This window comes from uncultured Rossellomorea sp., assembly GCF_947488365.1.
GTDB lineage: Bacteria > Bacillota > Bacilli > Bacillales > Bacillaceae_B > Rossellomorea.
Map to the genome: position 1 here is coordinate 406684 of NZ_CANKZT010000001.1, position 13927 is coordinate 420610.

The following is a 13927-nucleotide window of genomic DNA, read 5'->3' on the forward strand; positions in this document are numbered from 1 at the left end:
ACATCTCATATATTCTATACGAGTAAGAAGAAACCAATAGCCAAAAAAAGATCTCAGGTGCTTTCACCTGAGATCTTCTACTTAATTATTTTTGTTTAATTCTTCAATCGCTCTTTTCACTTGCGGATCGTTTTCTTTTAGTTTATCTCGGAGATTGGACATAAGCTTAACCGTCGTCTCAGCATTTAACGTTCCAGTTACCTCTAGTTCATTCTTTTCCTGGAACTGCTTAACCGCTTTTGTTGTGTCCTCATCGTAATATCCATCAACGTTTCCTGGATTCAGGTCGAGAGCATTGAGCATTTGCTCTGCTGTTTTTACCTGATCCGATAAGTCTGATTCTTTAAGTTCTTTATCCGGATTGATATATGGAAGCTGTGCATAATCTGGCATTTTCGCTTCAATATCAGGTGTGATTCCTTTTTCATGTATCCAATTGCCATCAGGTGTTAACCACTTAGCCGTTGTGAATTTCATGTTAGAACCATCTTTAAAGGTTTCGGCTGTTTGAACCGTTCCCTTACCAAAGGTTTTTGTTCCAACAAGAGGAATATCGTTTGACTCACTTACAGCGGCTGCTAAGATTTCTGCAGCACTTGCGCTTCCTCCATCAACGAGAACGGCTGTTGGCACGCCTATTTTCTGCCCGGATTCGGAAACATACTTTTCCACTTTCCCGTTGCTGTCTTCTACTTGGAATAGAACTTCGCCTTCCGGTACAAACAAGTTAGAGATTTTCACAGCTTGATCCAGTAATCCACCTGGATTCTGTCTTAAATCAAGAACAAGTTTTTTCATGCCTTTATCGTTCATCTCATTTAATGCTTCAGTTAATTCTTTATACGTATTCTCTGAAAAGCTCGTAATTTGGATTTCAGCTACACCATTTTCTTTCATTTCTGCATAAACGGTTTCAATTGGAATCTCATCTCTGGTGATGGTAACTTGCATTGGCTTATCCTGCCCTGGTCGCTGAATGGTAAGTGTAACCTTTGTCCCTTTTTCTCCACGAATGAGGAGAACCGCATCGGTTACAGACATTCCTTGAATACTTTTGTCATCCACTTTAGTGATTGTATCATTCGGTTGCAAACCAGCTTTCTCTGCCGGTGAACCTTTTATTGGAGAAACGATGGATATATATCCTTCTTTCTCCTGTATTTCTGCACCAATCCCCTCAAATGAAGAGGAGATGCTTTCCTGGAACTTTTCTGCTTCTTCGACATTCATATAATCAGAATAAGGATCACCGACGCTATCAAGCATTCCATTAATAGCACCATTTACTAAAGTGTCCTGATCAAGATCTTTATAATAATTCTCATTTAACTTATCATAGGCTTCATAAAGTTTTTGAAATTCTGAACGTTCTGTAACCCCTACATTGACCGCTTTTTCATCTCCGAATGCCAGTGCAAATGTTGTAATTCCTGCCGTTGCAAATACAAGGAAGAACAGGAGCATAACAAATTTAAACTTCTTAATTTTTATAAAATTTGAATGGGTTTCTTGTTGTGACTGATCCGTCTTATCTTGTTCCAAAGCTTCCACCACTTTCGTTGCTATGTATCTTGTGTGAATTTATCGTCTACAATATCATGAAACATCTATCTTTAGCAATCATAAGCTCATAACTTCTTTATTCTATCAGCTTTTTAATATTAACGAAAGGAAAATCCATTGTCATGATTATGATGTGTCAAAATCGTTGTAAAAAAACCTACTGTACTGACAGCAAATAAAGAATATAAGAAAGACTCCATACCGATGATCGGCCAGCCAACTACCAGCACTATGCTATCAAAGACAAAGATTAATTTCCCCACATTAAAGTGGAAGTTTTTTCCGATCAATTGAGCTAGTAAGTCGGAACCGCCTGTTGCAGAGTTTCCTTTTAGCATTAGTCCGATTCCGATTCCAACGAAGGTCCCACCTAAAAAGGCGCTCATAAGGGGAGGCAAAGTGAAAATATTTTTCCATTGATAAAAAAAGTCTATCATTAATGAGGATAACCAGAGGCCATGGATACTATTATAGAAAAGCTTTCTGTCCACGAAAAAAGCCAGCATATATAATGGAACACTCAAAAGGATGATCGTAAGTCCCGGCTTAAAACCAAACCAATAATGGGCAATTAGTCCAACCCCAATCATTCCCCCATCCAGGAAATGGTGAGGCACGAAAAAAAGATCAATTCCGATCCCTACAAACACACTTCCTATAATAATAATGCTAAAAGTTCTCAACATCCGTTTCACCCGCTCACCTCAAATTGGACAGCCCCTATTATTGTTGTATGTAAGAAAGTGAGAAAACAGAACAAAAGCGGAGAGGGGGTGGGCAGCGGCGAGTTTCCTTAAAGGCAATATTACATATGACAAACACCAAAAGGGTCAGAAACCCAAAGCTCCTGACCCTTCAAAATCATTAAATCTTTTTCACATTGTTAAAATACTCTTCTAAAGACCAATCGTTTTCATGAATGACTTTAGCTGCATCCTTACCTACATATCTAAAATGCCAAGGCTCATATTGATACTGTGTAATCGAAACCTTATCTTCCGGATAACGGAGGATGAACCCATATTTATAGGCGTTCTCAGCAAGCCACTTGCCTTCCTTCGTATCGGCAAATTCAATGTTTACCTGGAAGTTATTGCTTTGACTCGAGATATCCATTGCTAAACCTGATTGATGCTCACTTTGTCCCGGCGGTGCTACGGCCATTACGGCTTTTTCTTCTCCGAACTGAGCAATTTCTCTTTCCAGCAGCATTTTTTGATATTCATACGAACGATAGCCTGAAATAGCTGTCAGCATAACACCATGTGCTTTAGCCTCAGCGAACATTTTCTCCAGCTGCTCTGCCGCTTCTTTACGAAGATATGCCTTTTCTAGTTCTTGATTACCAAATACGAACGGAACATTTGGGCGGACCAAATCAGTTGGTTTGTATTCATTTAATGCGTATTCCTTATTCACAAGAGCTAAAAGGTTGGAGGGATTTTGTATTATTTGTTTTCCGTCCACTACTTTCACTTCATTGAAGTATTGGGACTCTAATTGTAGTTCTGGAGGAACTGCTTCTTCCTCTGAAGGAGCAGGTTGTTCTTCTTCCGTTTGTCCATCCGGCTGATCTTGTGGAATTTGTTGCTTCGGTTCCTCTTTTTTCGTTTCTTGCTGTTTTTGGCCAAATAAATCCTCTGACCAATCTTGTACTTGCGAACATCCCGATAAGATAATCAAGGAAGCAGCAGTTACGAAGATGATCTTTTTCATACTTTCACCTAGTTTCTCTATAATAGTTCCATCCTTAATCTTACCATGTATCAGGTTTTCTGTAAGCAGGATAAACTTCATAAAATGAAAAACTGCTTATAAACCCGGAGATGGGAATGTAAGCAGTTTCTTTTGATAATAGATGGATCTACTCCCCAATAGCAGCTTCCAAAGCAACTTCAATCATTTCATTAAATGTTGTTTGACGCTCTTCTGCAGTCGTTTCTTCACCTGTTAAAATATGATCACTAACTGTCAGAACGGATAGTGCATTACGTCCATATTTAGCTGCTAATGTGTATAGAGCCGATGTTTCCATTTCAATTGCCAGAATTCCATATTGAGCCCATTTTTCATGCTCGGCATTGTCATTGTAGAACATGTCGGCAGTAAACACATTTCCTACCTTTAAGTTAAGGCCTTTTTCCACTCCGGCATCATATGCCCTTTTAAGTAAATCGAAGTTAGCTGTCGGTGCATAGTCAATACCGTTAAATGTTAATTTGTTCATTTGAGAATCAGTTGATGAGGTCATAGCCAGTATGACATCACGAACTTTAACATCCTTTTGGATAGCCCCACAAGTACCGACACGGATTAGGTTTTGGACGTTATAGCTTTGCATTAATTCGTTAATATAAATGGAAATGGACGGAACACCCATTCCTGTTCCTTGAACGGAAATCCTTTTCCCTTTATATGTTCCTGTGTATCCAAACATATTACGGACTTCGTTATAGCAGGTTGGATTTTCCAGAAATGTTTCTGCAATGTACTTTGCTCTAAGGGGATCTCCTGGTAATAAAACCGTTTCTGCTATTTCATTTTCTTTTGCATTAATATGTATACTCAATTTACTTTTCCTCCTAACTAGACTGTTGAAACACCATTGTAATCCTTTTTTATTTCTTATGCAACGAATGAAAATGGAAGGATAGAAAGCGGAGCATGGGGTCAAACTAACGTCAGAAGGAGGGATCCACATGACTAAAGAAAAAATGAGTAAGAAACTAAAGCAAGCAGTACAGCATGCAAATGAAACAAACCCTTCTACCCGTTCCGGGACACAACCTAACTCTTCAAGAACTGAAAGACTTAAATCATAACGGGGAGGAAAATTTGAATGGGTAAAAAACACCGAAACAGAATCAATGCTCCTAAGAAAAATAACCATATTTCCAAAGAAGCACTAGATGCTGAACACAATGCACATGGCAAAGAAAATTCAGCCCAGAATCGAAAAAACGGCCCGGGCAATCACATATAAAAATTCTCCATAAAATAAAGGAAAGAATCTTACCGACATGGATGATTCTTTCCTTTTTGTGTTACGCCTGCTTATTTAATGGATCACGATCCGGTTCACTCTTTTCCACCCATTTGACTGAAGGCGATAATAATAATGACCTCTCCGTCCTTCGTCAATAAAAATGATATCACGTGTAGCAATGTACCTGCCTTGATAATCTTTAGGAACTAGGTCTGGTACGTTAAATGTTCTGAACGTTTCATATAGGGCTTCTTCATGATTATTAGCTTCAACAGAGATTCGATATACCTTTTCATAGCCTTTGTTCTCTCCATACTTAGGAGTTTGGAAAATGGTCATGTCATAGGTCGATCTCAAAAGCTTAGGACGAATGATTTTTTCAAGTAAAGGCATGAGCACCCCTCCGTCATTAAGTTGTACTCATACTATTACACATAGACCTTGTCGAATCCTTCATGGAAACATAAGAATCTTTGTCGAATCGATCGGATTAAGCGAATTTATTAATCACTTCTCGCAGTTTTGATGAAAGAACAGGAATGTCCGACTTTCTTATCGTCATTTTCACCATGGATTCGTCCATTTCAAGAGCTTCCGCTAAAAATCCGCCTAACCCTCTTGCACGTCGATCCACTTCTAAAAGAAGATCCAATTGTTCTTCCGATTGATTCATGAACATCACTTCAAGTTCATCTAATTTTCGTTGGTACGGACCATTTACCGGTACGAATTCAAATTCCTGTATGAATGGGTAGCGACCTCTGTAGCGACGTGGTGCTTGCTCACATTCAACCTTACGAATTCTGAAGCCAAGTTCCTGAACAGATGTAAGCACAGCATTCGTCAATTCATTCGGCACGATTTCAATATAATCTTTGTCTTTGGGATCTACTGCATTTTTAATGTCTAAACCCGTGGCTACCCACACCCTTGTATTCCCATATGTGATTGGGGTTTCAAATGGTAAGGTAAAGGTAAAAGGAAACTCTTTCTTTTCATTTTCGCCAATGGTAAAAGGCTCGGATATCTGTACTTTTTGAATAGGAGCATAATCAGTGTACTTCTTGTCGTCTGATTCTCGAATATATGTAGTAAAGAGAGTTAAATAAATAGCATCGATGTTTTGATCTGCGCTCCCTCCGGTTATTTCTACTATACCCTTTGCTGTTTCCCCTGCTTGATAGCTTGATTTTTCTAATTTTGTATCTACTGTCGCTGCTCCAATTCCAATTGACGCAAATACTTTGTTAAAAAAAGACATGTTAAATTCCTCCTCTATTATCTTTCTTGTAATGTGTGAATCACTCTGGATAATTCCACAATGAGCTCCGCAGCGTCCCTGAACCCTAAATCAATTTGTAGAAGTCTTCGAATCAACATCCTGGTATTATGATGAATGGCCAGTTCTGCTTCCCAACTTCTTTCCTTTCTCATCGTCGGTTCGTAAGAAGAATACAGTAAAAACAACAGAAAATGTCCGATTGCGTAGAAATCACTCTTCACAGACTTATCCCTCATATAATCCTTATGTTTCTCTGGAATAGTCTCTGATGTTGTATTCATTTCACAAGCAAGGCCAAAGTCTATTATTTGAAGAGTCCCATGATCCAATAGAATATTAGGGATCCTTAAATCTCTATGAACGTATCCCTTTTCATGAATCCATTGAACCAAGGTAACTAATTGTACACCTAACTTTAGTGATTCTTCTTCGGAGTAGGTTTTTCCTTCTATAAAAATTAACTCCTCAAATGTTTGACCGTTCATTTTTTCCATAATGAAATAAGGAGTCTTTCCATACTCACCTGCTGCATATACGGATGGAAACTGAGGATGAGATAAAGTTTGTAGTGCATTCATTTCATTTTGAACATATTGGACGTGATTAGAAAATAACTTTTTGTAAGGGCGTATTCTTTTTAAAATGGCTTCTTTTCCATTCGAATGGTTGATAACCAAGTAAGTGGTACCATAGCTTCCTTTTCCAACTAATCGGATGATATGGAAGCCATTGATGTTTTCTCCCGGTTTCCACGTCTGTTCAAAACCATCGATCAGTCTGCGAAAAAGAGTGTGTATCATATCACATTCCTCTCATTCCATCAGCTGCTAAAAAAGCTGGAAAAAAAGCTTTTACTTTTATGCTTCTTATAATGTTGATGTCCAAAGTGTTTATGTTTAGGTGATTTATACTTTCTCCACGCATCACTGGAGCTATATCGATGATGTTTCGAACTTAACAAACCTTTGATTATTTTTCTTAACATAAACAAACCTCCCTAAAATGATTCATTTTCACTTGTATTACTATATACGTTTCATTTTGAAATTAGTTTCAATTCCATAAAATATATTAGTGGAGCGTGATCACTTGACCTCTTCACCGATTCAAAAGATTTTAAACCTGATCAAGACCGGGAGCAATGACCACACGAGACCTCTTCTGAACGAGGGGTATATATGTAAGCTCTACAATGCAACCGAAAGCCCTACTCCCCTGGTCTACTTCCCTCAGGATCAAGAACTGTATGAACTGATTGTGAACAAAGTAAAGAATGCTAACCTTAATAACGTAACAAGAACCGCATGTTATCTTGACTTTTTCAAGAAACACCCTGAAATCCACTGGTCTTTTCTTGCTCATATGGTATCAAGAAATGCTGGTTATCATATGACAGACATTCGAAACAATCTGCTCTCATATGTATTGGACAATAATGATCAAAAAGCGTTATTCTCATTTCTCGAGCTATGTAATGCAGCCATCTTTCATGATGCCTACCCTCAATTATTACTATATGAACAATGGAAAAGAACGGGACATTCTTCCTTTCACCTCCTAAAAAAATTCAACGTTTCCATTTTCATGATGAATATCTGGAATGACTTTCTTACTACCGGTAATGAACAAGTTTTAACCATTGGACTCATCATGAATGAGCAGCATATGATTCAAAAGAGAATATTAACAGAAATGAAAAAACCTATTGGAGTAGAAGAGTGGCTTTTTCTCTTGCAGGACCGTTTAGAATTTGCTTCCATTCTCTTTCCATATGGAAAACATTCCCCCTGCTCTCTTGCAGGGCTTTCGGTATCTCACTTTGAGCAGGTAAAGCGAAGGATTGTGTTAGGCAAGAAATTATACAGTATATTATTTCATGACACTGTCTTTCCTACATCTTATTCCTTTGCGATTAACCATTCACATAGCGGATCAAGAGCAGATTACTGGCCTCATGTTTATTCGAAAAAAAACAAAAAAACTCGGCTGTATAGTCCAACACTGTGTTCTGCCTGGGATAACATCCCTCCTTTGACACTCTCTTCGACTGACTGGTTTACGGACCAGTCAATTGAAGTGATGGAGCCGTTGTTGACGATGATGGTACCCGGTCATTTTTCCATGACAAAAAAGTGGAAAACGTTGACCTCATTCCTGGTTAATCTAAAGCGGGATTAACTCAAAATAAAGTGCCTGCATGTTTCGAAAAACATGACAGACACTTAAGAGTTAATCCCCAATATATTAAAGGACATTCCTTACGACGTGATTTTCATTTCGATGGTTGAAAAGATCCTAAACATCTTCTTCCCATTCTTCATCAATGATACATTTGGCAATCAGATACTCGAATGTGATATCCGCTATTTCTTCCAGCTCATCTTCTGATGGTACATACCCTCTTTGAACGAGTTCTTTCATAAAGAACTCTGCAATTTCCTCAGTGTCGATAAAGACTTCTATCTCCCGCATGTGATCGCCCCCTTTGATTCTCAATTTATGACAACACTCTCCGAGTTATGCTAGGAGAAAAAAGTTTTCATAAGACTTTAAAGACAAGCATAGACTTTATCATCAAAGATAGAGGAGCGATTCGATGTTAAGCACATTCACTAAAAAAACAAAAACGATGTTAAAAGATTTAGAAAATGGTGAAGGAATGATCGTTTCTGGAATGCAATGGATTCTTCGAGGCGTATTGTTAACATTCTTAATCGTTAGTGTTCCAGTGTTTCTTTACATCATGTGGCTTATTCCTTCTCTTTAACGATAGAGCTCGTGTGAGTTTTTAATTGTTCTAACACATAGTCCATCTTATTCTTATATTTAGTATCTTGAAAGAGAAGATACAGGGTTTTGTAATCATTATAATGATCTAAGAGCTGATCAATCCAACTTGGCTTCGGGTAAGCAGGTGAATGAAGCGATTTTGTTTTGCCTTCTTTTTTTTGTGGAAATACGAATCCATATTTCTTTATAAATGCCTCTGCTTGCTCTTCATCTGCAACCAGGGTGATTTCATCTTCGTCTGCTTCTAACCACTCACCATCTGTAATTCTCATTAACTCATAAATAACGTCTTCCCAGGCATCGTCCTTATAACGCCATATTTCCGTCCGAAATCCTACCACTTTAAAGAGATCCTCTTCATAACCCTTGACAATTACAAGATCTCCAAATAGAAATTTATATTCAATATCAATCTGTTCCTGTTCAAAAATGTATCCATCATAAGAATCAAGCAATTCTAATGCTTTCTCCTTGAATAGGCCTTCACTTTCATTTACCTCATATAAAAACTCACCATCGAGCTTTTTAATGTCGGTTATTTTCCCGACTGTACCATAGATTGTTACGACTACTGTTTCCCCAACTCTGAATCTAGGCTCTTTTCGTTTCTTCATTCTCCCCTCACCCTTAATCGCCTTTTTTATATGATATGCAGTAACAACCATATCGGTATACACGAAATCCCTTACTCTCTTTTTTCTTTGGAATAGGAATCGTCTATGCTTGTCAGGCACTGTAACTATTAAATTTATATTTAGGCTTTGTAGCTATCAACAAAAAGAGGATTGAGTGACCATGCTACTTGAGGAAAAAAAGGACCGACATAAGTGTAAAACAAACGTCGGTCCGGAAGCTTTAAGGTATTCACGTTAATCTTTTTCTTCTAACTGATAATAGTCCCATGCCATATCGAAAATGGACATACTTTCAAGATAGTGCCCATTCATTTCGAGGTAGGAGCTGATTTCATGGTATTGTTGTGATTGTTTAGGAAAGCTGTGATCATCATAAGCTGAATTTGCGAATTGAGTTATTTCATCCTTGGCAGTAGGTTGCCTATACTTCATTAAATAATGATAAAAGGATTTTCTCATCTGCTCCACCTACCTTTGTTCTTCTTTTCTAAAAGGATAGCCGAAGTAGATGGATTCGTAAAGTGTTTGCTTTGTTGTGACATATTAAGGCTCTATAGCTTTATCCCCATTAAAATCGAAAGTAATTTTTCTTTAGTAATCGGGGAAGTTGCATTAAATCAGTATAAGCGATCACTTTATCGATTAATTTCGTGTCGACCAGCATAAGCTGGTCTTCTATTTCATTGATGACCCCTTCATCCTGGTACTCCATTCCACAATGGCTGCAGCTCACGCTCGGAACATTTGCGATTTGAATCGCTCTTGTGCCATCTGGAAGCTCCCAATACACGCTGGATTGATCCTCATGAGCCGTCTTCTCTTCACACCATTCACATACTTTTGTATTCTTTTTATCCATTGATGGTTTCTTCCTTATCATCATTTTTATCCTGATTCATTTTCGTTAGCATAGCTTTGTGCTTCTTTTCCTTAAGCTGGTCTCTCTTTCCTCTAAAGTCCTTAAGGGAATTGTGATCGGGGTTTTCCTGGTATTCCTTTCTACGTTCCAAACGCTTAAGCCCACTCGGGGTGAGAGAAGAATGGGTTTGATTCATCAAGCCGGCAATTCCAATCGAAGGTTCTTTAATCTCTTCATCGTGATACACTTCTTTAAAGTAGTCATCTGCTCTGCCTGCTACGTATTCTTCCGGTTCCGGATAGGTGGAGATGACTCCTTCGAAATTACGTACAACCACTTTCGAAGCACTTTGAGAAATAAGGTAATTAGGTTGCAGGGAAATCTTCCCTCCACCACCAGGAGCATCCAGCACGAAGGTCGGTACGGCATAGCCGGAAGTATGTCCCCGTAAACCTTCAATAATCTCCAATCCCTTGGAAACCGGTGCGCGGAAGTGGCCGATTCCTTCTGATAAATCACATTGATAAATATAGTACGGACGTACGCGAATCTTAACAAGATCGTGCATGAGCTTCTTCATGATTGGAACACTGTCGTTTATACCAGCGAGAATAACCGCTTGATTCCCTACAGGAACCCCTGCATTTACGAGCATCTCACACGCTTTCTTGGACTCTTCCGTAATTTCGATTGATGTATTAAAGTGGGTATTTAACCACACTGGATGATATTTCTTTAAGATATTACAAAGGTTTTCAGTAATCCGCTGTGGAAACACTACGGGCGCCCTCGTTCCAATCCGGATGATCTCGACATGTGGAATCTCCCTTAAATTCTTTAAGACGTATTCAAGAATCTGATCATTAATCAGTAGACCATCGCCTCCCGATAACAGTACGTCTCTTACACTCGGAGTCTCTCGAATATATTCAATGGCTGCATCAAGCTGCTTCTTTGGTACACCCATTCCAATTTGTCCTGAAAACCTTCTTCTCGTGCAGTAACGGCAGTACATCGAGCACTGATTAGTCACGAGAAATAACACCCTGTCCGGGTACCTGTGCGTCAATCCGGGAACAGGGGAATCTTCATCCTCATGTAAAGGATCCTCCAGGTCATACTTCGTTTTGTGGATTTCCTGACCAATCGGAACGGATTGCATCCGAATAGGGCAGCGAGGGTCATCTTCATTCATTAACCATGCATAATAAGGTGTAATATTAAGAGGGATTGTTTTAGTCGAAATCTTTACACCTTCCTCTTCCTCAGGCGTCAGGTTCACCACTTTCTTCAAGTCATCAAGGGTTCTGATAGTGTTGGTCAGCTGCCATAACCAATTATTCCATTGTTCATCTGTCACGTCTTTCCAAAGCTCAATATCCTTCCAATCGCTCTTTGGTTTATAGAGATTCATTTTCATCTACTCCACCAACTTTCCAAAAGTATCTTTCCACCAGGAACAGAGCTATACATTAGCCTATGAATTAAAACCACAATTGGTTTTTATCCATTTACATTTCACTTAGATCTTTTTCCCATAGGTTCATATCTTCCATTTTGTCGAAGATGATGCAATTATTCGCCAGTCTTCCCCCATATCGATACCCAAGCTGATGGAATACTGCATTCATACCAAATGAAAGTGCTCTTGCAATCGTATAGGCGCAGAAAATGTCCCTATCCAGTAATTCACCTTCTAACTTTCGTATCAGATGTTTCATATATCCTCCCTTTCGATAGGAAGTGCGTGTAGCACAATCCGTCAATTCGGCATTCTTGCAGGATAAAGACACATCAGCAGAAGCAGCACTGATGATTCTTCCTTCCTCCTCGATATAAACAAAGATTGTCCCACTTTTCATTGACTCTTTCACATAGTCGGGATTGTGCAATGGTACAGGATAAAGCTTAAATACTTCCTGATACAGATCGGCTAATTGCACTGCATTCTCCTCAGTGGCGACAGAAATCGTTTCAGAACTTACAAGCGCTTGCCTATCAAGCTGTTGAACCGATTGGAGAATGTCGTCTTCTTTGCTCCAGTACGAACTGTTTCTTCTTTCATTCGTTAAAAACTTACTCATAAATAAAGCCTTATCACCATTGAAGTAAGCGTTTACCCCCCCCTCCAAGATGAAGCCTTTTTCCAAAAAAAAGAGAGATTGATTCCATCTTGCTTTCACAATCACCTTTTCATAAAGGTTGGACTCAGTTTCTCTCTTAACATACTCCCATAACAATCCTGGATTCCCTCTAAACTCATCCACCCGCAGTCGCCTGTTGTAGCCATCCTTGTAAATGGCAGCTTCCAGCTTCGGTTGTTTTATAAATTCGTATGTTTGCATTCTTATAAGCCCCTTTTTAACCAACATATGAAATGAAAGGATAAGTTATGAAACAAACCAACACAAAAAAGGAACAACCTCTGTCTTTAATCAAGTGAGTTGTTCCTTCTGTGGAGGTTATGAAGTTTAAGGGATTACATTGAGGCCCCCGAAAGGTTTCTATTTGTTATCCTATACCCCTTAAAAAAGAAAATTATGACTGTTTATTGCACCAATCTATAATAAATAAGGTAAGAATTTCAGCAGTTTGGTAGATTCTATCCAATTCAATGTATTCGTCTGCGTCATGAGCCACCTCGGTTGTACCAGGACCAAATACGACAACCGGAATATTCCCTCCCTGAGAAAGGATTCCTCCATCCGTTCCCCAAGGAGAAGCTTCAATGATTGGAGTGATTCCCAATACTTCTTTGGCATGACAACAAAGTTTCTCCACGATTTCATGATCACGAGAAAGATCGCCCGGCTGCCACCTGCCACCAAACCATTCAATCTCCACTGGATGATGATCAAACCATGAATCAACCTCTTTCAGGCTTGAGATTACAGCTTCAACCTCCTTTTCTACTTCTTGCAGGGTTTCCCACGGACCAACCCCCACCCTTCCTTCAATTACAGCCAAATCAGGTACGGAAGATGGCCATTTCCCACTTTCTATTTTACCGATGTTAATCGGTAACGGAATAGGAATATTGCTATATAAAGGATCATCCACCTTCTGATTTCGAGATTCTTCCAGTTGCTGAAGAGAGTTAATCACTGTGTATGCTTTATCTATGGCGCTTACCCCTTCGTATCTGGTTCCTCCATGGGCAGATTTCCCTTTTACTCTAAGACGAAACCACATGGAACCTTGCTGCTTAGGAAAAATCTTCATATTGGTAGGTTCGGGAATAATTGCACCATCTGCTTTGTACCCTCTTACCAATGCAGCGAGGGTACCAGTTCCACCACTTTCCTCTTCAATCACACTCTGAAAGATAATATCACCTTTGAGGGGAATTTTTAACTCCTTCACAACCTCAATAGCGAGTAGTAAAGCGACAGTTCCTCCCTTCATATCCGTTGCCCCGCGTCCATAAAGCTTTCCGTCTTTGATCAAACCACCATATGGATCATATGTCCAATCCTTCCTGTCACCTTCTGGTACAACATCAATGTGTCCATTTAGCAGAAGACTCTTTCCACCACCCTGGCCTTTCAGTACCCCGACCACGTTCGGGTTTCCTTTGAATTCCTTTCGATCGCACCGGTAAAAGGGATGATCCTTTACATCGTTTTCGTTCACCTCCCAAATATCCAACTCTAAACCAAGTTTACGGCACTTCTCTATTACGATTGCCTGCGCTTTTGATTCATTTCCTCTTACACTATCCTCTTGGACTAATCTTTGCAGAAGCCTGGTGGTCCTTTTCTTTTTTTCTTCTATTATTTCCCTGATGAGACGATGAGTTTCCAAATGGGGCC

The 13927-nt window shown here is 39.3% G+C and carries 18 protein-coding genes; 4 read left to right on the forward strand and 14 right to left on the reverse strand.

The window, feature by feature from the left end:
• Positions 1-81: 81 nt before the first annotated feature.
• The 4 genes from Q1B03_RS02190 to deoD form a co-directional block, all read right to left on the reverse strand.
• Positions 82-1542, reverse strand: a complete 1461-nt coding sequence (locus tag Q1B03_RS02190; RefSeq protein ID WP_299737710.1) for a S41 family peptidase — start codon at positions 1540-1542, stop codon at positions 82-84.
• A gap of 119 nt (positions 1543-1661) precedes the next feature.
• A complete protein-coding gene (locus Q1B03_RS02195; RefSeq protein ID WP_299737712.1) occupies positions 1662-2249 on the reverse strand; it encodes a YitT family protein in 588 nt (195 codons plus the stop codon).
• 178 nt (positions 2250-2427) lie between these two features.
• Positions 2428-3279, reverse strand: coding sequence for a D-alanyl-D-alanine carboxypeptidase family protein (locus tag Q1B03_RS02200; RefSeq protein WP_299737714.1), 852 nt, complete (start codon positions 3277-3279; stop codon positions 2428-2430).
• 148 nt (positions 3280-3427) lie between these two features.
• Positions 3428-4132 (reverse strand): purine-nucleoside phosphorylase, encoded by a 705-nt coding sequence (gene deoD, locus Q1B03_RS02205; RefSeq protein WP_299737716.1) that lies wholly within the window; start codon positions 4130-4132, stop codon positions 3428-3430.
• A gap of 130 nt (positions 4133-4262) precedes the next feature.
• Between deoD and Q1B03_RS02210 the strand changes: the two genes are divergently transcribed.
• Positions 4263-4385 (forward strand): hypothetical protein, encoded by a 123-nt coding sequence (locus Q1B03_RS02210; RefSeq protein WP_268876310.1) that lies wholly within the window; start codon positions 4263-4265, stop codon positions 4383-4385.
• 17 nt (positions 4386-4402) lie between these two features.
• The gene (locus Q1B03_RS02215) at positions 4403-4546 is read left to right on the forward strand and encodes a hypothetical protein (protein ID WP_299737719.1); all 144 of its coding nucleotides are present in this window, start codon (positions 4403-4405) and stop codon (positions 4544-4546) included.
• A 75-nt stretch (positions 4547-4621) separates the two neighbouring features.
• Here the strand turns inward: Q1B03_RS02215 and Q1B03_RS02220 are convergent, their stop codons facing one another.
• The 3 genes from Q1B03_RS02220 to Q1B03_RS02230 form a co-directional block, all read right to left on the reverse strand.
• Positions 4622-4942: a YodL domain-containing protein gene (locus Q1B03_RS02220; RefSeq protein WP_299737722.1), complete on the reverse strand. Its 321-nt coding sequence runs from the start codon at positions 4940-4942 to the stop codon at positions 4622-4624.
• A gap of 97 nt (positions 4943-5039) precedes the next feature.
• The gene (locus Q1B03_RS02225) at positions 5040-5810 is read right to left on the reverse strand and encodes a sporulation protein (RefSeq protein ID WP_299737724.1); all 771 of its coding nucleotides are present in this window, start codon (positions 5808-5810) and stop codon (positions 5040-5042) included.
• A gap of 17 nt (positions 5811-5827) precedes the next feature.
• The gene (locus Q1B03_RS02230) at positions 5828-6631 is read right to left on the reverse strand and encodes a protein kinase domain-containing protein (protein WP_299737726.1); all 804 of its coding nucleotides are present in this window, start codon (positions 6629-6631) and stop codon (positions 5828-5830) included.
• Positions 6632-6920: 289 nt separating this feature from the next.
• Here Q1B03_RS02230 and Q1B03_RS02235 point away from each other — a divergent pair, with 289 nt between their 5' ends.
• Positions 6921-8009 carry a DUF2515 family protein gene (locus Q1B03_RS02235; protein ID WP_299737728.1) on the forward strand — a complete coding sequence of 363 codons (1089 nt, stop codon included), beginning with the start codon at positions 6921-6923 and terminating at the stop codon, positions 8007-8009.
• Between the two features lie 117 nt (positions 8010-8126).
• On the opposite strand, the gene Q1B03_RS02240 is transcribed toward Q1B03_RS02235, so the two are convergent.
• A complete protein-coding gene (locus tag Q1B03_RS02240; RefSeq protein ID WP_148969368.1) occupies positions 8127-8303 on the reverse strand; it encodes a YozD family protein in 177 nt (58 codons plus the stop codon).
• Positions 8304-8427: 124 nt separating this feature from the next.
• Between Q1B03_RS02240 and Q1B03_RS02245 the strand changes: the two genes are divergently transcribed.
• A complete protein-coding gene (locus tag Q1B03_RS02245; protein WP_299737733.1) occupies positions 8428-8598 on the forward strand; it encodes a hypothetical protein in 171 nt (56 codons plus the stop codon).
• Here the strand turns inward: Q1B03_RS02245 and Q1B03_RS02250 are convergent.
• The 6 genes from Q1B03_RS02250 to Q1B03_RS02275 form a co-directional block, all read right to left on the reverse strand.
• The gene (locus tag Q1B03_RS02250; RefSeq protein WP_299737735.1) at positions 8582-9235 is read right to left on the reverse strand and encodes a hypothetical protein; all 654 of its coding nucleotides are present in this window, start codon (positions 9233-9235) and stop codon (positions 8582-8584) included. The genes Q1B03_RS02245 and Q1B03_RS02250 overlap by 17 nt on opposite strands.
• A 255-nt stretch (positions 9236-9490) precedes the next feature.
• Complete coding sequence (locus Q1B03_RS02255) at positions 9491-9715, reverse strand: YozE family protein (protein WP_299737737.1); 225 nt, start codon at positions 9713-9715, stop codon at positions 9491-9493.
• Between the two features lie 109 nt (positions 9716-9824).
• Entirely contained in the window at positions 9825-10115 is a 291-nt protein-coding gene (locus tag Q1B03_RS02260) for a YokU family protein (RefSeq protein WP_299737739.1), read from the reverse strand.
• Positions 10108-11535, reverse strand: coding sequence for a lysine 2,3-aminomutase (ablA, locus tag Q1B03_RS02265; protein ID WP_299737741.1), 1428 nt, complete (start codon positions 11533-11535; stop codon positions 10108-10110). The genes Q1B03_RS02260 and ablA overlap by 8 nt, the downstream gene beginning before the upstream one ends.
• Positions 11536-11626: 91 nt before the next feature.
• Positions 11627-12460 carry a putative beta-lysine N-acetyltransferase gene (ablB, locus tag Q1B03_RS02270; RefSeq protein WP_299737744.1) on the reverse strand — a complete coding sequence of 278 codons (834 nt, stop codon included), beginning with the start codon at positions 12458-12460 and terminating at the stop codon, positions 11627-11629.
• A gap of 193 nt (positions 12461-12653) precedes the next feature.
• Positions 12654-13919, reverse strand: coding sequence for a peptidase (locus Q1B03_RS02275; protein ID WP_299737745.1), 1266 nt, complete (start codon positions 13917-13919; stop codon positions 12654-12656).
• Between the last annotated feature and the right edge of the window lie 8 nt (positions 13920-13927).